The organism is Niastella caeni, from assembly GCF_004834005.1.
Taxonomy (GTDB): domain Bacteria; phylum Bacteroidota; class Bacteroidia; order Chitinophagales; family Chitinophagaceae; genus Niastella; species Niastella caeni.
On the sequence record NZ_STFF01000007.1, the window covers coordinates 153,024 to 177,594 of the forward strand.

General features: G+C 43.8%; 13 protein-coding genes and 1 tRNA gene. 2 read left to right on the top strand and 12 right to left on the bottom strand.

Annotated features, from left to right (window positions below; all coding sequences use genetic code 11):
- Positions 1 to 181: 181 nt before the first annotated feature.
- Together FAM09_RS22860 and FAM09_RS22865 are read right to left on the bottom strand one after the other, a co-directional pair.
- Positions 182 to 1,192 carry a DNRLRE domain-containing protein gene (locus tag FAM09_RS22860; protein WP_136579483.1) on the bottom strand — a complete coding sequence of 337 codons (1,011 nt, stop codon included), beginning with the start codon at positions 1,190 to 1,192 and terminating at the stop codon, positions 182 to 184.
- A 432-nt stretch (positions 1,193 to 1,624) separates the two neighbouring features.
- Entirely contained in the window at positions 1,625 to 2,476 is an 852-nt protein-coding gene (locus tag FAM09_RS22865) for a class I SAM-dependent methyltransferase (protein WP_136579484.1), read from the bottom strand.
- Positions 2,477 to 3,249: 773 nt separating this feature from the next.
- Between FAM09_RS22865 and FAM09_RS22870 the strand changes: the two genes are divergently transcribed.
- A tRNA-Gly gene (locus tag FAM09_RS22870) sits at positions 3,250 to 3,322 on the top strand.
- A 58-nt stretch (positions 3,323 to 3,380) separates the two neighbouring features.
- Here FAM09_RS22870 and FAM09_RS22875 read toward each other — a convergent pair.
- The 10 genes from FAM09_RS22875 to FAM09_RS22920 all read right to left on the bottom strand — a co-directional run bounded on the left by FAM09_RS22875 (position 3,381) and on the right by FAM09_RS22920 (position 22,839).
- Positions 3,381 to 4,727 carry a TolC family protein gene (locus tag FAM09_RS22875; RefSeq protein ID WP_136579485.1) on the bottom strand — a complete coding sequence of 449 codons (1,347 nt, stop codon included), beginning with the start codon at positions 4,725 to 4,727 and terminating at the stop codon, positions 3,381 to 3,383.
- Between the two features lie 137 nt (positions 4,728 to 4,864).
- The gene (locus tag FAM09_RS22880) at positions 4,865 to 5,530 is read right to left on the bottom strand and encodes an ABC transporter ATP-binding protein (RefSeq protein WP_136579486.1); all 666 of its coding nucleotides are present in this window, start codon (positions 5,528 to 5,530) and stop codon (positions 4,865 to 4,867) included.
- Positions 5,531 to 5,851: 321 nt separating this feature from the next.
- On the bottom strand, positions 5,852 to 8,278 hold the full coding sequence (locus FAM09_RS22885; RefSeq protein WP_136579487.1) for an ABC transporter permease: 2,427 nt from the start codon (positions 8,276 to 8,278) through the stop codon (positions 5,852 to 5,854).
- A gap of 86 nt (positions 8,279 to 8,364) precedes the next feature.
- Complete coding sequence (locus tag FAM09_RS22890; protein ID WP_136579488.1) at positions 8,365 to 10,743, bottom strand: ABC transporter permease; 2,379 nt, start codon at positions 10,741 to 10,743, stop codon at positions 8,365 to 8,367.
- Between the two features lie 171 nt (positions 10,744 to 10,914).
- Positions 10,915 to 13,275, bottom strand: coding sequence for an ABC transporter permease (locus FAM09_RS22895; protein WP_136579489.1), 2,361 nt, complete (start codon positions 13,273 to 13,275; stop codon positions 10,915 to 10,917).
- 84 nt (positions 13,276 to 13,359) lie between these two features.
- The gene (locus FAM09_RS22900) at positions 13,360 to 15,756 is read right to left on the bottom strand and encodes an ABC transporter permease (RefSeq protein WP_136579490.1); all 2,397 of its coding nucleotides are present in this window, start codon (positions 15,754 to 15,756) and stop codon (positions 13,360 to 13,362) included.
- A gap of 64 nt (positions 15,757 to 15,820) precedes the next feature.
- Positions 15,821 to 18,244, bottom strand: a complete 2,424-nt coding sequence (locus FAM09_RS22905) for an FtsX-like permease family protein (protein ID WP_166437249.1) — start codon at positions 18,242 to 18,244, stop codon at positions 15,821 to 15,823.
- A gap of 43 nt (positions 18,245 to 18,287) precedes the next feature.
- Positions 18,288 to 20,708: an ABC transporter permease gene (locus FAM09_RS22910; protein ID WP_136579492.1), complete on the bottom strand. Its 2,421-nt coding sequence runs from the start codon at positions 20,706 to 20,708 to the stop codon at positions 18,288 to 18,290.
- 46 nt (positions 20,709 to 20,754) lie between these two features.
- Positions 20,755 to 21,432 carry an ABC transporter ATP-binding protein gene (locus FAM09_RS22915; protein ID WP_136579493.1) on the bottom strand — a complete coding sequence of 226 codons (678 nt, stop codon included), beginning with the start codon at positions 21,430 to 21,432 and terminating at the stop codon, positions 20,755 to 20,757.
- Positions 21,433 to 21,582: 150 nt separating this feature from the next.
- Complete coding sequence (locus FAM09_RS22920; protein ID WP_136579494.1) at positions 21,583 to 22,839, bottom strand: efflux RND transporter periplasmic adaptor subunit; 1,257 nt, start codon at positions 22,837 to 22,839, stop codon at positions 21,583 to 21,585.
- A gap of 309 nt (positions 22,840 to 23,148) precedes the next feature.
- Here FAM09_RS22920 and FAM09_RS22925 point away from each other — a divergent pair, with 309 nt between their 5' ends.
- On the top strand, positions 23,149 to 24,507 hold the full coding sequence (locus FAM09_RS22925; protein ID WP_136579495.1) for a sigma-54-dependent transcriptional regulator: 1,359 nt from the start codon (positions 23,149 to 23,151) through the stop codon (positions 24,505 to 24,507).
- Positions 24,508 to 24,571 lie beyond the last annotated feature (64 nt).

Sequence of the window (24,571 nt, forward strand, 5' to 3'; positions counted from 1 at the left end):
AGCTAGTGGTAAGTAGCCAGTGGCTAGTAGGGAATACAGTCTGAAAACTGGCAAGGTGAATAAGTAGCGAGTGATGCTAAGAAACCCTACTAGCCATTTACCACTAGCTACTAGCTTAAAAACAAAAACGGCTGCTGTTAAAAACAGCAACCGTTTAAAAGGGGGGGGACCTACTATTCCTTTATTTAGAAATGATAAAAGGATTAGCCGTTTTACTATTTCCCTGCTTAACTACCAGTACTGCCATTTTATTTTTCAGCAAACTGTTGTCGAGGTTAATAGTTCTTGTGTGTTTTCCTTTAGTTCCATCTACTTCCAGTGTTTTTAATACTGCGCCTTCAATGGTAACGATCTCTACGTACGTTTTTCCTTCTTTGCTTAATTCATAATCAACAGTAACAACATTAGAAGAAAGATTGGCTTTCACCAGCGCAGAAACGCCGTTGCTTACTTTACCATTTGCACCCAGTACATCAGGCGTAACTATTTTGCTCTCCTGAGTAGCGGTTCTTGCTGCTGCACCTGAGCAGAAATTCAATCCTAATCTGAGTTTAGGACGTTTTGCGGCAACAGAATAATCGCTGGAAGCAAAAATAATTGAACGGTAAATTGATTCAGTTTGCAACCTGATCAATAAACCATGACGGCTTGCTGGTGGCTGGTTGATAATGTCCTGAATTAAGGTTGTAATATTCAGATCAACTACATCATAGTTAAACGTAACACCATTTGAGCCGGGCAGCGACACCTGGTTAGCAGCTGTTGAAGTTGGTGAAGTATTCCATGTTACTGTGTTCTCATCCCAGGCGCTGGTAACACGTTGTACATAACAGTTATTATCGCCCTGATTTCCCTGAGGAGCAGATAATGAAGAAGGCTTGCCATATAATGAAAGGTAGGCATATGTTACTACAGTTCCCTGGGGGATCAATTGCAGATCAGCAAAATCAATCAATGCACGGGTGGCTCCATCAGAACCACCAGCAGAATACCATGTCCAGGCAACAGGCGCCATTTCTTCCAGTGTACCGAAATTACTATTAGCGGCAGAAGGTATACCGTTAATATATCCGATATGCGTGTCTTTACCACGGCAGGCATCAGGTTGTAACGTTATTTCAGTTTGTGTTTGACTGAATGCGCTGCTGGCAGCGAGAATAGCTAATGCTGATAGTAAGTTGATTTTTTTCATAAAATAAAGTGTTGTGTGGTTTGAAAAGTGTTCAAATGAAAAATTGATAATGTTTTGGTGGTTTCTGAACTGTTTTTCCTCAATAATAAAAGTTTAATGGTTATCAGGCATACGTTGCTCATGCAACACCAACAGGATGCCCATACTGCTGGTGTTGTTTTTTCCTGCAGAAAAAAAGAGTTTTATAATGTTGTAAATAGTGTCCTGCGCCGAAAGGGCGTTGAACAAGGTAGAAGGTGTTGCTTTAACAGATAGGAATCGTTTGGAAGTATAACGTAAATATTATCAATATGCGATAATTATATAACGTGTACCTGCAAATGATTTGTGAATTTACAATGCGGTGGTGATATCGGCGGATAATTTTAATAAACGTGTTGATTTCGACAATAAACGTGTAGATTTTGGCAATAAGCGTGTAACAGAAGGCTACTATTTCCCAAATAGAACGTATCCATAAGTCTTGTTTCCTATTTCACGCGCTTTTTTAGGAAAAAGTTTTATGATGAGGTTCATCGGAAATTTAAAGGGAGGCAGTGTGCGGCCGATGCGGTCGCCTTCGTCGAGCAGAAAAATATTTTCATGCACCTTCCAGCCATGACTGGTGAAAAATGCGATGGGATCGCTTACATTGAATTGCAGAGGTGCTTTGGTAAGTATTTTTTTCAGGTCGGTGGCCCGGCGATGACGGCGCAAGCCGCCATGATAATCCATTATCCAGTAATGAAAAGACTGTGTAGCAAAAATATCTGCCGATAATTGTGCGCCCTGTTCATTGGTAAGATAGCCCACAACACCCTCGGTAATAATAAGGGCTCGCTTGCATGTGCTTCCCAGTTGGGCAAAAAGCCTTTTTCGTTCCTGGTTATCGGAGAGGTCTGCCGCTATTCGTTGCAGGTGACAGGCTGGCTTTTCATTTTCGAGCTGTTTGTTTTTATAATCGATCATGTTAGGGAAATCTACTTCCACCCAACGCAAATTTACCGGAAGTGGCATTCGGTAAGGCCGGGTGTCGAGGCCCGCGCCTAAATTAATAACGGTGTCGATACCGCGTTCAATGGCTATATTGATCAGACGGTCGATACCGGTTGTACGCGTGACCATGGCAAAAGCCATATGCTCTTTAATAGGAGTGGCCTCAACCATTTTAAAACCCCGTTCTCCGGCCAGCTTCCTCGCCAGCGGATCTTTAAACACTGCATCAGCACGTTCCGATTCCAGTGCCCGGTATGCAGCTATCCAAAGCGCGGTATCAGAAACGTTATTGATCAGTTGTTCTTGCATAAACGGGAATCTCGATGGTGAATAAAAACGGTTACGCCTTGCTGTAACCTGCTCTATATAAATTTAATCAATTTTTGGCAGAGTAGGAGAGGCGCATGAGCAGGCTTTTTTAAGAAATAGCGTTTTATATTAATTTTTAATGCATTTTTGGATATTATCATTTAAATAATGCCATTTTTTTAATGGAAGAAGTACAGATTCAACTACCGGAAGAACTTAAACAGACTAAATTTCGGGCTTTGGATGGACTTAAGGGTGTGTCGATCTTACTTGTTATTATATCTCATATTTTAAAGGGGTATAGAATACCTGATTATTACACCGGTAGAATTGGGGTGTATATTTTTTTGTGATCAGAGGATTTTTAATCACTGCTTTATTATTGAAGAAAGACTTAAGTACGGCAAGGTGAGCCTTAAAAATTTTATATAAGAAGGTGTTTCAGGATTTTACCGGTTGTTTTTTGTATTTGATCGTCAATATTTTCTTAAACAGATATGTGTGGCAGCAACTGTTTACATTTCAACAACCCTGGTTTAAGGGAATGCCAGCATTTGGGCGCTGTTATAAAATATAATTGCGATGTTTGTAGTGGCTGTATTGTCCTATACGCTTTATGAAAGAAAATTTCTTGCCTACAAGGATCATTTTAAAAAAGTATAAAAGGCGGCCTGGGTTATCATTGAATTTGTTAACTTAGAGATAATACCAGCAGAAGTAGCTCAGTTGGTAGTCCGCCAACTGGCGGATCCCAAGCTGAAAGTCGCGAGTTCGCGGAAGTAGCTCACCTGGTAGAGCGAAAGCTTCCCAAGCTTTAGGTAGCGGGTTCGAGTCCCGTCTTCCGCTCTGAAAAGGCAATCGTTCAGGTTGCCTTTTCTTTTACACTCCCTTATTTTCATGTATCTCACCACAGCGGTTTTGCCTGGTAATAATCCAGGATCTTTGTACGCAGTACATAATTATAACGGGCAATAATGAGGTTTACATTAGCCCGATCGAGGTTGTTTTTGGCAATGAGATAGTCTACCGAAGTGGAAGCGCCGGCATTAAAGCGTACCTCTGCCGCCCGAAATGATTCTGCGTATGCAGCAACCTGTTCCACCAGGGCCTGGTACCTGTTCTTCGAGGCCCCCATATTAAAATAATCCTGTTCTATATTCTGTTTTAACTGTATTTGACGGGTTTGTTCGGTGTAGGTAGCATTTTTGAGGTCAATTTTGGCCAGGGCTACCTGGTTGCGATTTCGAAAGTTATTGAATATGGGAATGCTGATGCCAATGCCTACATACGTGCGGTAGTTATTACTTAACTGATCGTAATAACCAATTTTCTGTGCCGCCGAATCGCGTGCGGTACTGGAATAAGGGGTATAAAAACCGGTTCCCAGGCCAACCAGGGGAAATAGGTTGCCGCGTGCTGCCTGCACCGCTTTTTCTGCGCTTTTTGTACGCAGATCGGCGGCTTTTATAGTTGCCAGTTGTTGCAACGCAATATTGAAAATACTATCGGGGGTATTTGCATAATTCATTTCTACCTGGTCGGCGCGCAACCGCTCAACCTGTAATTCTTTGTTATAGGGAATATTCATCAACTGCGACAAGGCAAGGCGTGCGGCATCCAGGTCGTTCTGGCTGTTAATGATGCTTAATTTATTATCTGCTAATTGCCCTTTCATATCCGAAAGGTCGGATGGTTTTATTGCGCCTTCCTTGTTCATGAGTTCCAGCCGTTCAACCTGTTTTTGCGTAACCTCCGCCTGTTTTTGTGCCTGCTGCAACAAATCGGTATTGGTTAGAATTTGCAGATAGGCCAGCATTACATTCAGCATCAACTGATCTCTACTCTGCTGTAATTCCATTTTACTGGCTTCATAAGCATACTGACTGCTTTTCAAATTATTCAACAGCCGTAAACCGTTAAACAGGGTTATATTTCCTGATAGCGTATAACTGCCCGAGGTGTTTTGCTGGTTCACATAACTGTTGGTGCTAAGGTCAATGCTACGGCCCTGGTTAAGCGTATGGTCAATATTACCGCTGACACTGGGCAGCAGGTTTGCCTTTGATTGCCGCCAGTTAACTGCGGCCCGTTCCATACTAAGGCCGCTTTGCTTAACATCGAGGTTATTATTAATAGCCGTTTGCACACATTCCTGCAACGATAATGGACGGCCGGTAATACTTTGCGACCAGCCATCCATGTACGTGATCAGGGCTATACTGAATATTATGAATGTTTTGATAAATCCCATTTCTTCTTGTTTTTTATATGTAGGCTGCTAGCTCCACGCTACAAGCTGCAAGCCAATCCAGTTTTCATTATGTGTTTTTGTGTTTTGCTTGTAGCTTATGGCTTAAAGCTTGTGGCTGCCTTCCATTAGCACATCAGCTAATTGTTCTCAATCCGTCCATCCAGTAAATTGATGATATGCGTGCCATAGGCCGCATTCTTTTCTGAATGGGTAACCTGTATAATGGTTACGCCTTCTTTATTCAGTTGTTTGAACAGGTCCATGATCTCTTCCCCTTGTTTTGAATTAAGGTTACCGGTTGGTTCATCGGCCAGTAATAATTTTGGTTTGGCGATCAGGGCGCGGGCAATGCCAACCAGTTGTTGTTGTCCGCCCGACAGTTGGGTAGGGAAGAGGTCTTTTTTGCCTACAATATTGAACCGGTCGATCATATCGGCCACCATCGCTTTGCGTTCAGCAGTTTTGATGTTCTGATAAATAAGCGGGGTTTCAATATTCTCGTATACCGTTAATTCATCGATGAGGTGATAAGCCTGAAATACGAAGCCAATATGTTGTTTATATATTTGCGACCGTTGTTTTTCTTTCAGGGTATGCACGCTGTGGTTCATAAAAAAATATTCACCTTCAGAAGCATCGTCGAGCATGCCCAGGATGTGCAGCAAGGTTGATTTCCCTGAACCGGAGGGGCCCATTATGGAAATAAATTCTCCTTCCCTGATCGTTATATTAACGTCTTTTAAGATGAATGTTGGTTTACCGCCTACCTGGTACCATTTTGAAATGTGCTTCAGTTCGATCATTGTATTTATTTATAGTTTCTGGTTTATAGTTTATTGTTGCTGGTCATTTGTAAACAGTTACCGGTTACCGGTTTCCGCATTCAGCGTTAAGCTTTCCCAATGCATGCCAGTTTATAGATGCATGATTTGCAAGATACTATAAGGGAATTGCATATGATTGAGTTCGTTTCCGATACAAGCAGTGTACGGTTTTGATACAATCCGGCTAGTAGTTAGTAGTAAATGGCTAGTAGGGTTTCTATGCCTCACTCACTAAATTTATTTCACCTTGCCAATTTCCAGGATGTATCCCCACTAGCTACTCGCCACTAGCTACTCGCTTTATTCAGTACGCAAACTTTTTATCGGGTTCATGATGGCTGCTTTGATAGTTTGAAAGCTTACAGTAACAATGGCGATCAGGGCTGCCAGGCCACCAGCCATTAAAAACACCCACCAACTGATATTGGTGCGGTAGGCAAAGTCCTGCAGCCAACTGTGCATTGCCCACCAGGCAAGGGGGAATGCAATAACGGCCGCTACGATCACCAGTTTCAAAAAATCCTTCGATAACATAGCGGTGATATTACTAACGGTAGCGCCCAGTACTTTTCTTATTCCGATCTCCTTGGTGCGTTGTTCGGCGGCATAGGCTGCAAGCCCAAATAAACCAAGGCATGCGATCAAAATGGCCAGAGCTGAAAAGGAGATGGCAATTACACCCATGCGTTGTTCGGTGTGGTAAATACTATCGAAGTCTTCATCCATGAAGGTGTAGTTAAATGGCTCACCTGGCACTATCGCCTTGTATTTTTTTTCGATCTGCACTACCAGACTTTTGATATCGGTACTGTGTATCCGCATAGCGATATTGCCCGGGTTGTTGCCCAGCATCATCGACAGGGGCGTTACCTGTTGCCGCAAGCTGCTGAAATTAAAATCCTTTACAATGCCTACAATATGCAGGGTAGAGACATTTCTGGGATTGTTAAGATCGCGGATGTAATACAAGTTCTTACCGATAGGGTCGCTGAAACCATACATTTTCGCAGCGGCTTCGTTGATAATGATGCCGGAAGAATCTGTCGGGAACTTCGCAGAAAAATTCCGCCCCGCCACCAGTTCCATCCCCAACGTAGGGATGTATTGATCGTCTACATCCCAGGTCTGCATCGATACGGCCTTTTTCTGATCAAGCGTTGGGTCGGCAAACACCGGGTTATCGTTTCGCCAACCGTTGGTGGGTAAGTAGTCGGCTATCGTGGCATTTTCAATTCCGGGTAATTTTACTATTTCTTCCCTAAAAGTTTTTGCTTTGCCGCCAAGTGGATTGGTGTTATGGATCACCAGCACCTGCTCGCGGTTAAATCCCGGTTTGTGCGATTGAATATAATGCAATTGTTTATAAATAACGATAGTTCCAATTATAAGAATGATGGAAGTCGCAAACTGGAACACGACGAGTCCGCTACGTAACCAGCTTGTTTTTAAGCCAGCGGCCAGTTTGCCTTTAATGACCTGTATGGGCTTGAAGGATGACAGGTAAAAGGCAGGATAACTGCCGGCCAGCAAACCGGTAGCAATAACCAGCAATAGCAGCATGGGCAACAGCCAGGGATTGGCAAGGATATTTAATTTGATGTCTTTTGCCGCCAGTTGGTTGAAGTAAGGAAGCAGGGTCCACACCAGTACCAAAGCAAGCACCAGCGCCATACAACTGAGGAGAATGCTTTCGGTGAGAAATTGTTTTACCAGGTTGGCTTTTAAGGAACCTAATACTTTTCGAACACCAACCTCGCGTGCCCGGTTAGCTGAACGCGCGGTTGACAGGTTCATGAAATTCACGCAGGCAATTAGCAGAATGAAAAAGGCGATGGCCGAAAATATATATACATACTGGATGTTGCTGTTGGGAGCCAATTCGGCCTCTTTATCAGAATACAAATGGATACTGGTGAGCGGGGTTAAATAATGTTTTTCGTAGTTCCCGCTTTTTTTGAACTCGTCGAGATTGATAGACATAAATTGCATTACCTGCGGACCCACATATTTTTCCACCAGGGCATCAAATTGCGCTTCCAATAGTTTAGGATCGGCGCCTTTCTTTAATACGATATAGGTGTTGAAGTTGTTGCTTAACCAGTTGTTGTTCCGGCTTTCTGCCCGGGTCGACAATGAGACAAAGAAATCGAAATTAAAATGCGATTGGGCAGGAATATCTTTTATAACACCGGTGATGGTATAATGGTCGCGGTTATTAATGAGGATGCTCCGGCCCGCTGCCTGAGTGGTATTGAAATATTTACGCGCTGTTGTTTCCGTAACCACCAAACTGTTGGGTTCGCGTAAAGCTGTTTGGGGGTTACCGTCGAGCATGGGCAGGGTAAATACATCGAACAGGGTAGAATCGGCATAGACCACATTTTCTTCCTGAACATTTTCATTGCCTTTTTTTAAGAGCAACCCACCCGCTTTCCGGAACCGGACATACTGTTCTACCTGTGGAAAATCTTTTTTCAACGTTGGGCCCATTGGGTCAGTAGAGGTGGCCAGCAAAAAATGATTGCCGCCGAATTTTATATCTCCATCCACGCGGTAAATGCGATCGGCTTTTTTGTTATAACGGTCATAACTAAGCTCATCCAGCACAAACAGCATAATGAGCAAACAGGTGGCAAGGCCAATGGCCAGTCCGGTTATATTGATAGCCGAAAACCCTTTGCTTTTCCAAAGGTTGCGGAAGGCGATCTTTAAATAATTTTTCAGCATGGTATAAGTTTCTTAAGTTTTTGATATTTCACCTTGTCAATTTCCAGGATGTATCCCTACTAGCTACTCGCTACTTACTACTCGCTTTATTCGGTACGCAAACTTTTTACGGGGTTCGCAACCGCTGCCCTGAAGGCCTGAAAGCTGATGGTAATTATGGCAATCAGCAAAGCCATAATGCCGGCGGTAACAAATATCCACCAGCTGATAGGTGTCCTGTATGCAAAATCTGCTAACCACTTGTGCATAAAATACCAGGCAACCGGAACGGCAATAAAGAAGGAAATGATCACCAGTTTTAAAAATTCTTTCGATAATAAGTTGATGATGTTGGATACCGATGCGCCCATCACTTTGCGGATACCTATTTCCCGGGTACGTTGTATGGTGCTGTATGATGCCAGTCCCAGCAAACCCAAACAGGAAATAAAGATGGCCAGGATGGCAAAGTTCAGGAACAGTTTGCCAAAGCGTTCTTCAGCCCGGTATTGCCGGTCGAAGAACTCATCGAGGAAATAATAGCTGAAAGGTCGATTAGGTATGATCGTTTTGAATTGTTTTTCGATAGCAGCAATGGTGTTTTTTATATTCGACGGATTCACCTTTACCGATACCAAACCAAACCGGTCCCATTCCATGCGCATGGTCAGTGGTTTTATGGGCTGCTGCAACGAATGATAGTGAAAATCCTTCATTACACCGATGATCTTTCCTTCGCGGCCCCATTGTTTGAAACGTTTGCCGATAGCCTGTTCGGGTGAAGGATACCCCAGTATCTTCACAGCCGCTTCATTAAGGATTATGGCCTGGTTGCTGTCTGTTTTATATTCCCGGGAGAAAGGCCTGCCCGCAGCCATTTGTATGTTGTAGAGTGGAATGTAATCGAAATCCACAAAATACAAATCGAGGTTGGCGATCTGCAGGTCGCCTTTTATATTTTCTATTTCAGAATAGGCGCCCGCGTGACCACCGCCTGGTACGCTGGCTGATAAAGATGTTGCCTTAACGTTTGGTAAGCGGGATATCGCCTGTACAAATGCTCCGCTGTTTTTTTCACGTTCCGTATCCACTACCATTACCTGGTCTTTATTAAAACCCAGTTGCTGGTTACGCATATAGCGCATTTGCGAATACACGATAATTGTTCCGATAATTAATGCAGTAGAAATGGCAAATTGCGAAATAACAAGTGTCTTGCGTAAAAGCCCTCCCCGCGATCCGGTTGCAAAACGGCCTTTTAACACCTCAATCGGTTTAAAAGAGGATAAAACAAACGCCGGGTAAATGCCCGCCAGCAAACCAATAACAATAGCGGCCCCGAATACCGGTAAAAGTAATTGGCCATTTTCAAGTATTCCCTGACTAACGATTTTGCCGGCGAGTTCGTTAAAGGAGGGAAGTAGCAAAGCCGTTAGACCGATTGTAAGCAGGAATGCAATAAGGCAGATCACTAATGATTCGCCGATGAACTGCCGGGCCAGTTGTGCTTTTATTGCCCCTGCAACTTTCCGTATGCCTACTTCCTTGGCCCGTTCCGATGCTCTTGCGGTGGTGAGGTTTATAAAATTGATGCAGGCAATAACAAGAATAAATATAGCAATAATGGAAAAGATATATACATTCATCAGGTTGCCTTTTGAACTTTCCCGGTCTGATCGCAGGTAAACATCTTTCAGTTGTTCTAAAAACAACGTGGGGTACATCTGGATCTTATTCATTTCTTTACCATTCCACTTTTCCAGGAAGGCGGGAAACTTCTTTTGTAATGCAATGGCGTTGGTTCCGGGTTTAAGCAGTAGAAATGAATAAGGACCATAGTCACCCCATTGATCGTCAAGTCCCTGTGCCCATTTTAATGTGATGGTGCTCATCGATAGCACTACCTGGCTTTTTATCAGGGTATTTTCCGGCATGTCTTGCATAACACCGGTAACGGTTGCCGGCAACCCATCTGAGGTGATCAAAATGGTTTGACCCATGGGGTCGGCTTTGCCAAAGTATTTTTTGGCAGCAGTTTCCGATAATACTACGGTAAAGGGCTGCATTAATGCCGTGCGTGCATCGCCCTTGAGCAACCGGAAGCCAAAAATGTTAAAGAACGCGGAATCGGCCCATACAACGCCTTCTTCGTTGAATTTGATATCGCCTTTTCTAAACAACAAATTGTCAAAATGCACCCGCGTAAAGGCTTCTACCTCGGGAAAATCAAGCTGTACATGCGGCCCAACTGCCCAGGCCGGGCCATTGGATTTGAGCACTTCCGTAGGTGTTTTTATATCTGCCACCACCCTGTATATGCGATCTGCTTTGGGATGAAAGCTATCATAGCTCAATTCAAATCGTACATACAGGAAGATCAGGAAGCAAGCCGTCATACCTACGGTTAACCCCATAATATTGATAAAGGAGAAAACCCGGTGGCGCCAAAGATTTCTGAAAGCGATCTTGAAATAGTTCCTGAGCATATAGAAAGTTCTTTAGTTTTGAGTTCTTAGTTCTGATCGTGAATGGTCAATGGTCAATAAGCTAGTAGCTAGTGGTAATTGGCTAGTAGGGCTTCTTTGCATCACTCGCTATATTTATTTTGCCTTCCCAATTTTCAGGTTGTATTCCCTACTAGCTACTCGCTACTCGCTTTATTCAGTGCGCAAACTCTTCACCGGGTTCGCCAATGCGGCTTTTACCGCCTGTGCACTTACTGTAAACAGGGCGATCATTACGGCCAGCAAACCGGCAAAAGCAAATACCCAGCCGTTAATGGCTATACGATAATCATATTTCTGCAGCCAGTCTTGCATTAGCCACAGCGCCAGGGGCGAAGCGATCAATCCTGCTAACAGCACCAGCAGTACAAATTCTTTTGATAATAACATCCACAGGTTGGCAACCGATGCGCCCAATACCTTGCGGATGCCTATTTCTTTGATGCGGCGTTCGGCCATGAAAGCGGCTAATCCAAATAAACCCAGGCAGGAAATGAAAATGGCTAACCCGGCCAATATGCCCGCCAACTTGCCTACCTGGTTCTCAATCATAAATTTTTTACCAAACTCCTCATCAACAAAGTTGTATTCAAAAGGAAGGGATGGATTGTATTTTTCTGTTATCGGCTGAATGGCGGCCAGCGCTTTTGTAAGATCAGCAGATGAGGCCAGCCGCAGCAACATATTTGACGTTCGGCTAACATTAAAAAGAATGATGGTAGGGGATACCGGTTTAAATGGATCACGCATGACCACATTTTCCACTACGCCTATAACGGTTAGTGGCTCGGTACCTAAACTAACTACCTTTCCCAACGGGTCATTATAACCGATCAGCTTTTCGGCCGCTTCATTGATCAGGATCGCATTGCTATCGGTTTTGTATTCCCTGGAGAACGACCGGCCTTTTAATATTTTCAAGCCGGCGGTTTTGTCGTAATCCCAATCGGTCATCACTACATCAAAGGATGTAATAGCGTTGGGGTTCTTTCCCTGCCAGGTAAAATCGCTCCAACTGTTATTGATACGGGTCATAGGGCTCGATGCCTGGGCTATTGATTCCACATAACCGGTATTCAGCACTTCCTGCTTCCAGGGCTCATAATTTTTATTCAGGTCATTGCTCGATGGGATGGTGATGAGGTTGTTGGGGTTGTAACCCAGATGCCGGTCTTTGGCATGGTTGATCTGCTGAAATACGATCACTGTGCAAACTATCAATCCAATGGAAATGGTGAACTGTAAAACTACCAGCACCTTGCGGAAAGAAACGGCGGCTATTCCTTGCTTTATTGTTCCCTTCAACACTTTTATGGGTGTAAATGAGGAAAGATAGAAAGCGGGATAACTTCCTGCTATCAGTCCGGTGAGGATGCATACTCCCAATAGTGATGCCCATAATGAAACATCACCGAACCGGAAATGTACTTTTTCAAAGCCAATGTCCTTTAATAAAGGCAACAGCAACTGGATCAAAATTATGGAGCATAAAAAAGCCAGGAAGGCGGTTAACAGCGATTCGCTTAGGAATTGTACAATGAGCTGTATCCGTTGCGAACCTACCGATTTTCGAATGCCTACCTCTTTGGCGCGTTTTTCTGAACGTGCCGTAGATAAATTCATGAAATTAATGCAGGCGATCAGTAAAACAAAAATGCCAATGATCGAAAACAACCGTACATACTCTATTCTTCCTCCCGTATTTACCCAATCTTTATAGTCGTTATACAAATGCCATTGTTGCAGGGGTTGCAAAAACAACAACTGGGTAATTTTGTCTTTGCGTTTTTGCATTATCAATGGTTCTATCTTTTTGGAAAGCGCCTGCATGGAACTTCCTTCTTTCATCTCCACGAGATAGGTCAGAAAATTGTTTCCCCATTGTGCATTCCTTACTCTTTCAGAATTCCGGAGTTGAAATTCGAATGGGGCCAGGAACTCAAACTGAAGAGTAGAATTATCAGGCACATCTTTGGCTATGGCGGTAACCTGTACTGTATACAGATTGTCTAATTTTATGGATTTGCCAATAGGGTCTTCTTTTCCAAACAAGGTGTTCGCCAGCGATTCTGTTAGAACAATTGCATTAGGATCATTCAATGCAGTAGCTGCGTTCCCTTTTACTATTGGGAATGAAAGCATGGTCAGAAAGTCGGGATCAACATACGTACCTGATTTTTTGAATTTATTATTGCCCACTATCAGGCTGTATTCATCGTTATCAATACGGGACAATCTTTTTATTTCGGGATAGTTTCGTTTTAATTCATCATACAGCGGCAGCGGTTGGTTGTTGGAGGTACTTTTCTGGTTATTGAAAAGGGTGTGTTTACGAATAAGTCCAATGCGGTCTTTGTTTACATGAAATGTATCAAAGCTGGTTTCATATTGTATCCACAAACCGATGAGCAGCGCAAAGGCCATACCAATGGCCAGTCCAAAAATATTAATGAAGGCCAGTCCTTTATTCTGTAATAAACTTCTCCACGCTATTTTGAAATAATTTCTAAGCATAATAAAAAATCTTAGTATCGTGAATGGTCAATGGTGAATAACGCCCTGTATTCACTTCTTAATTTCTCTGTATTCCATTTTTTATTATTCATTTTTAAGTGACTTCACCGGGTTGGCCAATGCTGCTTTTACCGCCTGAAAACTCACCGTGGTAACGGCAACGAGCATGGTGAATAAACCGGTCAGGGCAAACACCCACCAGGTAATGTTAATTCGCCAGGCGTAAGCCTGCAACCAGTCGTTCATAAAATACCAGGCGAGGGGAGCGGCAATCACCAGGGCCACTGCAATGAGTTTTATAAAATCTTTTGACAACAGTGCGGCCATTTGGGTTACAGTAGCACCCATTACCTTTCGTATACCAAACTCTTTGGTGCGATTCACTGCGGCCAGCGCTGCCAGCCCAAATAAACCCAGACAGGCAAGGAAAATTGAAATGCCACCTGCCCAACCAACAATGGCGCTCCAGCGTTCTTCGCTTTTATAAAAATTGTCAAACTTTTCATCCATAAAACTGTATTCGAATGGTGCATCGGGCACCAGTTTTTTCCAGGTGTTGCTGAGCAGGGTCAGTTTAGTGGCGGGGTCACCGGCCTGCAAGAGTACAAACAAACGGGATGGTTCCAGATTTGACGGCCGGTAAAATAGCTGGGGCCTGACCTTATGCGTTAGGTCTTCGAAATTGAAATTGCGGGAAACGCCAATGATCGTTTTGGGATTGGACGAATCTTTTGCTCCGAACAGTTGCCTGCCCAACGCGTTCTGTATAGTTGTGCCCAGCACATCCTGTACCACTGCTTCGTTAACGATAACGGCGTTTATACTATCAGATGCCAGGGACGGATTAAAATTCCGTCCGGCTATCAACTGCATGCCCATGGTATTTAAAAAATTATAATCGCCGGGATATTCTATAATAGCTGTTTTTTCGCCCATATGATTCTTATACCCTCTGCCCATTTGTCCTTCGCCCGCACCCAATCCCATTTCACCCGCTGTTATGCTCAGGATGCCGGTATTTGATTCAATGACCTGTTTGTATAGCGGATATATTTTTTTTGAATCAACACGCCCGGTATTGATCATCACTATGTTTTCTTTATTGAAACCGATATTTTTTGAACGGATGAAAGCTATTTGCTGCAATATGATGATGGTGGAAACGATCAATCCTATAGAAAGCACAAACTGTAAAGTGACCAGTGAGCGGGTGAACAGGTTGGAACCGCCTACGCGGACCTTTCTTTTTAGTACTTCCACCGGTTTGAATGCCGACAATACCAGAGCTGGATAACTGCCGGCCAGTAACCCTACCAGTACGGTGAGGCCAGTTAACAACCAGATCAGCTCCGGAAAACGGCTGAATGAAAAACTAAGCTGCCGGTCGGCCAGTTGATTGAAAAGCGGTAGCAGGACATAGGTCAGCAGTAAACCAATAACGGCGGAGAGCACACTCAACACGAACGATTCTGCCAGGAACTGCCCGATCAATTGTTTGCGCTGGCTGCCCATTACTTTTCGTACGCCTATTTCTTTTGCCCGTCCGGCCGAACGACCAATGGCCAGGGTAGTGAAGTTGATACAGGCAATGATCAATACGGCGGCTGCTATGGTGATCAGGATCCAGCTATTTCCTGGGTTAGCGCCGCCTTCTATCTGCGGGTTCATATGAATATCCCGTATAGGTTGCAAGCGAAAGCTTGCCTGAACGTCATCCTGTTTTTCGTTGGGTAAATATTTTTGTCTGAATAATGCCAGGCGCTTATGTTCACTGGCCAGTCGGCTGCCTTGTTTCAATTGTACAAAAGCACCCAGGCCAATGGTCATATTCCAGTCATTGTTGCTTCCCTGAACCATGGGCGTATTGGCGATATGCTCAAAATTGCACAGGATATTAAAATTCACCGAAGAGTTGGCGGGGATGTTTTCTGCAACCCCGCTGATCGTAAAAGGTTCAAATGCCGAATCGGTTTTTAATTCAAGGGTTTTGCCTACTACATTGGTAGTGCCGAATAATTGCAATGCATTTTCTTTGGTAAGTACAATATGCCGCGGATCCTGCAACGCAGTTTGTGTGTTACCATATAACAGGGGAAATGAAAATATATCAAAGAAATCCTTATCGGCAAACGTAATGGAAGTATGGAAAATATTGTCTTTTATTCGTGCAAGGCAGCCGTTCCCTTTCATTCGCACTGCATATTCCACATCGGGGAAATCTTTTTTCAATGCCGGGCCAACGGGCGTACATACAGATCCGCTGCCACCGGGTGCACGGTCCTTGCCTTCCCACCATTCAACAACCCGGTATAGTCGGTCCGCGTTTTGATGGAACCGGTCGTAGCTGAACTCATGCACTGCATACAATAAAAACAAACTAAAGCAGGCAATGCCAATCGACAGGCCGGATATATTAATACCCGTCAACACTTTTTGTTGTGCCAGGTTACGGAAAGCAATTTTGATATAATGTTTGATCATGGTGTTGGTATTGAAATGCTACAAGTGAAAACAGTGAATATTCGTTTTCCATTATCACATTATTTTACTCGCTTCTTAATGCTTTTACAGGGTTGGATAATGCTGCTTTAATGGCCTGAAAACTGATGGTGCATAAGGCGATCAATGCGGCTAACAAGCCTGCCCCCACGAATAACCAGATACTAAGGTGTATGCGGTAAGCAAAATCCTGTAACCATTTATACATAGCCCAGCCGGCCACCGGAAAGGCCACCAGCGAGGCGATCAATACCAGCTTTAAAAAATCTTTCGACAGCAACATCACCACATGGCTTACGCTTGCGCCCAGTACTTTGCGGATGCCGATTTCCTTGGTGCGTTGCCGGGCTGCAAATGTTACCAGCCCGAACAGCCCTAAACAAGCTATTAATATGGTCATACAGGTAACAGAAAGAAAGATCACCTGGCGCTTTTGGTCTTCCCGGTAAAAGAGCTCCCATTGTTTATCCAGGAAATTGTATTCAAACAGGTGATCGGGATCTACCTGGTGCAATACGGTTTCCATTTGTTTAATGGTCTTGCGCATGTTGCCGGCAGCCACTTTTGCCGTGAAATAATCTATAGCATGAATCGGATTGTTCTTATATCCTATCACCATAGGCGCCAAGGGTTCGCGTAGCGATTGAAAATTGAAATCTTTTACAATGCCAACGATCCTTAATTGCATAGGTCGAACGAAGGCGGTGAATTCACCACTGAATTGAATACCGGAAACATCAACAGGTTGTTCGCCCGGTTCTTTAATGCCAAGCATATGAGCGGCTGCTTCATTTACCAGCAGGGCAGTGGAATCGCCTTCTGCCTGCATAAAATTTCTTCCATGTTGCAACCCTACGTTGTAGGTACGCAGGAACTGATCATCTGCCGCTATATAATACATGGTTTCATTTTCCGGCGCCTGGCTGCCGCTTTTTTGGAGTTTTACTTTCGGTAAGGTTTTCCATTCACCGGGCACCCGCGAGGTAACACATACACTTTTCACACCTGCCAACCGGGCATATTCCGTTTTTATCCGTTCCGCGCCGTTCCGAACAGCGCGGCTATTGATATCTACTACCACCAGTTGATCTTTTTTAAAGCCCAGGTCTTTTTTGCCGATGTATTTTAGTTGCAGGTAAACGACCAGTGTAACAATGATCATGATGATGGATAATGAGAATTGAACGATCACCAATACCCGCCGGAACGATAAATGTCCTTTGGCTACCTGAATTTTGTTTTTCAGTAACAAAAAAGGTTTTAATCGTGCCTGATAAAATGCGGGATAGATACCTGCCAGTAATCCAACCAGCAATGTGATAAGTAATATGCCCAGCCAGATTCGAATATTGGTAGAAGTACCCAGGCTTAATTGCTTTTCAGTAAAAGCATTAAAGGCGGGCAGCAACAGTTTAACACAGATCAATGCCAATACCTGGGCTATCAGGGTTAACAGCAATGCTTCGGTAATAAACTGGCTTACCAGGTTCTTTTGATCGGCACCGGAAACTTTTCTTACAGCAATTTCTTTTGACCGGGTACTGAACAGGGCTGTAGTGAGGTTTACATAATTGATGCAGGCGATGAGTAAAACAAAAATACCTACCAGTGCAAAAACATACATGTACATGATGTTGCTGCCGGGGCCGGGTGTGCGATCAATACCGGATGAGTAAAAATGAATGTCTTTTAATGGTTGTAAGGTAAAGCTGCTTTTGTCTGCATTGGCAAACCGGTTTGTTGCTACCAATTTATTGATGCCGGATGCGATGCCGGGAGCGGATTGCCCCGCTTTAATTTTTATATAGGTTGCAAATGTATTGCTCGACCAGTCGCTTGTAGTAAAGTTGCGAAAATCGTTAGAAGAGGTGATGCTGGTTGCTTCGGAAAACAACAGATTAAAATCAAGGTGTGAATTTTTGGGTATATGCATCACGCCGGTAATTGTATAGGGTGTGCCTTCCCGATTGGTACGGATCACTTTACCCACAATATTTTTGCTGCCAAATAATTTAAGCGCCATCTCATCGCTTACAACAACTGTATAAGGCGCCTTCAGGGCAGTAGTACGATCGCCCTGCACCATCGGAAAATCCAGGACGTTCAGAAAAGCAGCATCGGCTGCATAATAATCTTCATAAAAGGTGTTCCTGTTTTCATCATTTATAATAGGTGACCGCCCGAATACGGTCAATCGACAGGCATTGTCAACAGCGGGAAATTCTTTCTTTATGCGATCTGAAATATTCCAGGCTACGCCTGCTATTTTAGATTCTTTACCTGTTGCAGACGTTTTGTGCTCAATAATACGGTAAATGCGGCCGGCATCTTTATGAAAAGAATCAAAGGTAAGTTCGTCGAAAATATACAGACCGATCAGCCAAAAGCAGATCAGCCCGGTAGTTAAACCGAACAGGTTAATTAAAGAATAGGCCTTGTTATTAAACAGATTCCTAAATGCGATTTTCAAATAGTTGCGGAGCATGGTATTAAATCAGGTTTTTAATGGACTGTCATTCACTTCTTAATGATTTCACCGGGTTGGTCATTGCCGCTTTTATCGATTGCACACTTACGGTGCCTAACGCAATTATAATGGCTATGAGACCGGCGGCTATGAACATCCAGGCATTCAGGTTTACCCGGTAGGCGAAATCGAGCAGCCATTGGTGCATGATCCAGTATGATAATGGAAAGGCGATGATACAGGCAATGACCACCAGTTTTAAAAATTCTTTCGACAGCATGCTGGTAACCTGGGTTACGCTGGCGCCAAGCACTTTGCGAATCCCAATTTCTTTCGCCCGTTGTTCTGCTGTGTAGGTAGCCAATCCAAACAATCCCAGGCAGGCTACCAATATGGTCAATACGGTAAATATATTCAGGATGCGGCCGGTCTTTTGTTCAGCCGCATAGGTTTTGTTATACAACTCGTCAATGAACGACCAGGAGAATGGTTCCTCCGGTTTGAAGGCTGCCCATTGTTGTTTCATTGACGCCAACAGCCCCGGGATATCTTTTGTTTTTACCCTTACGATCAAACCGGTTTCGGGATGCAATACCATTAATAACGGTGTAATGGCTTCACGTAATGATTTGAAATGAAAATCTTTCACAACACCAATTACTGTATAGGCAACGTGGTTTCCGCGATTGGTATGTTCTCTGAATATTTTTTTCCCAATGGCACTATTACCCCAGCCGAAGGCCCGGGCGGCGGTTTCATTTATGATCATGGCCAGGGAATCGGTTTGCATAACCGGGGAAAAATTCCTGCCTGTTACCAGTTGCATGCCCAGGGTGGGGATGTATCGTTCATCTACTCTATATTCCAACGCATTCAGGAGCTGATTATCCCGGCCTTCCGGATAGGCCAATGCGTTATTATAAAAACTGGGGCCAACCGGTTTATAGCCTGAGATGGTCACGTTTTCAATGCGTGGGTCGTTCAGTAACTGGTCCCTGAATACGGGCTCGTTTTTCCCAAGCGCCCAGGAATTGTTCAGCACCAGCAACTGCTCTTTATTATAGCCTACTTTCGTTGTTTGAATAAATTTCATTTGCTGATACACCACAATGGTACCGGTGATCAAACAAATAGCAATGAAGAACTGGAATACGATGAGGCCGCTCCGCAAATTATACGTATTTGACTGTGTAATGAATTTGCCTTTGAGCGTGGCGATGGGTTTAAAGGAGGATAGAAAAAAAGCGGGATACAGGCCGGCCAGTATGCTTACCAATAAACCAAGTACTGTGAGGGCGGCCATTGGTTTTAGCTGAAAGCCAAAGGATAAATTTTTTCCTGCCAGGTCATTGAAGATTGGTAATGCCAATTGCACGAGCACCGCAGATATACATAAAGCAAAAGTTGTGATGAGGGCCGATTCTAATAAGAATTGTTTTATGAGGTCCTGTTTGCGGGAGCCCATTACTTTTCGTACCCCTACTTCTTTGGCGCGTTTGGCTGCGCCTGCCGTAGAAAGATTGATAAAGTTGATACAGGCGATCAGTAACATGAACAGGGCTACGGCACTGAAAATATAAATGTACCTGATATCGCCACCGGGTTCAAATTCAGTGTTGGAATTCCCAAACAGATGGATCTTTGTTAAAGGCTCCAGCGTAAAACCCAGTTCATTCCCTTTAGTACGGAACTGTGCCAGGGTCAGGCCCATGTTCTGTTGTATCTGTGGGCCCATGTATTTTTCTACCATGCGGGGCAGCTTGGCTTCTAATTTTTTATGATCGTAGCCATTCGGCAATACCACATAGGTATAATAATTTGAAGAAAGCCAGGAGTCGCTTTTTTGGTCGGGGTCCGTTATCATAGAACCGAATAAGTCGAAATGAAAATGGGAGTTGGCCGGAATTTTATCAAAAACACCGGTCACTGTAAAGGGCGGATTGTTTTTGTCTTTGCCGCGATTGATCAACTTACCCAGCGGATTTTCATTGCCGAAATATTTTTGCGCCATTGCTTTGGAAATGACTATAGAGTAGGGCAGTAGCAAGGCAGTATTAGGATCGCCCTGTATGAGGGGAATGGTGAATACATTAAAAAAATTCGAGTCTACAAAAACCATGGAAGCTTCTGTAAAAAGCTTACCGTTTACCAGTAAACGGGGATTTCCCAGCGTGCGTAATCGGGTCACTTCTTTTACTTCGGGATAATCGTTTTTTAAAGCGCTGGCAACCGGCGGCATTACATTACTCTCATTTATTTTTCCGCCATTAACGTTCGCTTTAAAAACTACCCGGTACATGTTGTTTGCCTTGACATTAAAGCGGTCATAGCTTAATTCATCCCGTACAAACAGCAGGATGATGAAACAAACAGCCATACCGATAGACAATCCCAGGATGTTGATAGCCGAAAATACTTTGTTCTTTAATAAACAACGTATAGCTATCTTAAAGTATGTTGTAAACATTTTCTTCCTCCTTTTACATTTCCATTAGCCCATAAGCACATTGACCCTATACCATTATATTTTCCAATACGGTTTGACCGTCGAGCATGCGAATGATGCGATGGCTGTACCGGGCATCGTGCTCGCTGTGTGTAACCATTATAATAGTGGTCCCCTGTTCATTCAGGTCGGTTAACAGGGTCATTACTTCATTGCCATTGCTTGAGTCGAGGTTACCCGTAGGCTCATCCGCTAATATCAACTTGGGATTGTTTACAACGGCCCTTGCCACCGCTACACGTTGTTGCTGACCACCGCTCAATTGTTGCGGATAGTGGTTGCGGCGGTGCATGATCTGCATTTTGTCCAACACGTCTTCCACGCGCTTTTTGCGATCGCCCGATTTTACGCCGGTATAGATCAGCGGCAATTCTACGTTCTCAAAAACCGTCAGTTCGTCAATCAGGTTAAAACTCTGAAAAACGAATCCAATATTGTGTTTGCGCAATTCAGCCCGTTTGCGCTCATTAAAACGGGCTACTTCAATATTGTTGAACAAAAAGCTGCCGTTATCGGGATCATCCAGCAAACCCAGGATGTTCAACAGAGTAGATTTGCCACAACCCGATGGGCCCATGATGGCTACAAATTCGCCTTCTTTAACATCTATTGATATTTTGTTCAATGCTACTGTTTCAACCTCTTCTGTGCGATAGATTTTTTCGAGATCCCGGATCTTTATCATTTGTTGTATGGTTTGTTAATTTTAAATCGTGAATGGTGAAAGCCATTTAATAAGTTATTAAGTTCATATGTTAGTAAGTTGACACCTGAATTCAATAACTTAATAACTCAATAACTCAATAACTCAATAACTCATGAACTTGTCAGCTTCTTACTCTTTTTTCAATACCAGCTCCTGCATATTGCCATAATTCTCATAGCTCGACGTAACGACCCTGTCGCCGGGTTTTAATCCTTCCAGAACTTCGTAATAATCGGGGTTCTGCCGGCCCAATTGAATATCGACTTTATAAGCTGTCTTTCCATCTTCACTTACCTTAAAGACCCAGTTGCCGCCGCTTGTTTGAAAGAACCCGCCTTTGGCTATCAGCACCGCCTGGGTTTCGTCGCTCAGCGCCAGTAGAACCTGCAACGTCTGGCCACGCCGAATGTTTTGCGGTACTTCGCCTACAAACTCCATGTCAACCTGAAAACGGCCGCTCACCACCTGGGTATAAACCTTTTTGATGCGGAGTTTATATTCTTTATTCACCAGTGTAAACTTAGCGGTTAACCCGGTAAAAACATTTGAAATATAATGTTCATCAATATCGGCCCTGATCTTAAATCCGCTCGTAGCGTCTATTTGTCCAAGCCGGGTACCGGCGCTGATGTTCTGACCGATCTCTGCGTCAAAGGAGGTCAACTGACCGCTGATAGGCGATTTCACCACCAGGTCGCCTACTTTTTTCTTCATCAGGTCAAGCGCTTTTTTCATATTCAGGTACGATTGCTCGTTCTGCTGCAACTGGATCTTGTTGGTAGAAGAATCCTGCCGCATAATATCTTCCGTTAGCTTTTTACGGCGCACCTGGTATTGGTAAGAATTTTCGGCCTGCTGGTATTCCTGCGACCCGATTACCTTTTGTGCGAACAATTTTTTATTCAGGAGATATAAGCGTTCTGCTTCTTTTAATGCGTTGTCAACTTCGGCCATCTGGTTTAACCGGGCTACAGTATTTTGCTGTGCGTTGTTGCGGGCGATCTGCATTTGCGTTAATACGTTGAACACGCTGGTTTCCTGGTTGGCCAGGCTCAGTTCCAGGTCGGGGTTCGATAAGCGAAGGATAGGTTGGCCTTCCTGCATCATGGCGCCGTCTTCAACAAATTTCTGTTCAACCCGTCCGCCTTCCTGTGCATCGAGGTAGATTGATGTTTGGGGTAACACGATCCCGTTAATTGGTATGGTTACCTGGAAGGGGCCTTTCTTCACTTCGCTGATAGTGATTCGTTCGGTATCTACGTTCAGGCGGCTTTTGCCCGATGTGAAGTAATAACTTGCCGATATCAATACGGTGATCGCTGTAATGCCCGCGAGGGTTAAGATCCGTTTAGAGGTCCATTTCTTTTTTGCTATAACTCTATCCACTGTAAAAATTTTTAATGTAATCCGAAAGTTGGAACGGGTGTTTGATCCATCGATCCCCACTTTCCTGTATTTCCTTCCAATAACAATATGCCAGAATATAAGAAGTATGAAAACCAGTGTATTAGACTACAAATAGCTACGAGGCTGTTCACAACTGGTACAACCGGTGTACGGTTTCGATACACTGGGGTAAAAGAGCTGTTCTTTCATAAAAAATTGTTTGCCATACCTTTGTAATTATGGTATAATTGTAGTTGAAGCATAACCATCAAACCATATAGTCATCAAACCATCACAAATTATTATGCTATGTTGTTAAAGAATGCCTCTATACTCGTAATAGATGATGACGTTGATGTGCTGACGGCTGTGCGCCTGCTGTTAAAAACAGAAGCGAAAGAAGTAGTAACAGAGAAGAACCCCGAGAATCTTCGATGGTTATTATCGAAGCAGTCATTTGATGTGATCTTGCTCGACATGAATTTCAACAGTTCTATCAATACAGGCAACGAGGGATTATTCTGGTTGAAGAAAGTGAAAGAGTTTAAATCGGAAGCGGCTGTTATCATGATCACAGCCTATGGTGATATTGATTTGGCGGTTCGTTCACTGAAAGAAGGCGCTGCTGATTTTGTAGTGAAACCCTGGCATAATGAAAAGCTCATCATAACCATAAAAGATGCTTTAAAAAGAAAAGAAAGTAAAACGGCATTACCATCTGTGCGGAGCAGCGATTCCATCATTGGAAAAGAATTGCTGGGCGAATCGGATGTAATGGCGGATATTTTTTATAAGATCGAAAAGATAGCGCCTACCGATGCCAATATTTTAATTCTTGGCGAAAATGGAACCGGTAAAGACCTGATCGCAAAAGCCATTCACCAGCAATCGTTGCGGGAAAAGAAGGCCTATGTAAAAGTAGATGTGGGTGCGCTGACTGAAACATTGTTTGAAAGCGAATTGTTTGGTCATAAGAAGGGCGCTTTTACCGATGCACGGGAAGACAGGGTGGGCAGGTTTGAAGCTGCTAACGGCGGAACACTTTTTCTTGATGAGATTGGCAATATTTCGCTGCATCAGCAAGCCAAATTACTAAGCGTTTTGCAAAACCGGCAGGTTATTCGTTTAGGAACCAATGATCCGGTGCCTGTTGATATTCGTTTAATATGCGCTACCAATGTGCCGTTGGCAGAACTGGCCAATGAAAGCCGTTTCCGTAAAGACCTTATCTATCGTATCAACACGGTTGAGATCATGGTGCCACCCTTACGAAAACGGGGAAACGATATAATTCTGCTGGCAAATTATTTTAGCCGGGTGTACAGCAATAAATACCTGAAACCGGTGATGGAATTTGATGATAAGGCGATTGAGAAATTGCTCACCTATCATTTCCCTGGTAATATCCGGGAATTGCAATATACCATTGAACGCGCGGTGATCATGTCAGACGGGCATGTGTTGCAGGCTACCGATCTTATCTTTTCGCCCATTGAATCGGGCACTACGCGGGAGAAAGAACCCGATGAACTGAACCTGAGTGCCGTGGAAAAGAATACTATCCTGCATGTTATTGAAAAGCACAATGGAAATATCACCCGCGCGGCGAAGGAGTTGGGGTTGACCAGGACGGCGTTGTATCGCAGGCTAAGTAAGTACGATATTTGAGCGTGAAACGGCAAAAATTCACCATTGACCATTGTGGGATAGAAAACAAAACCTAATTTTTAAA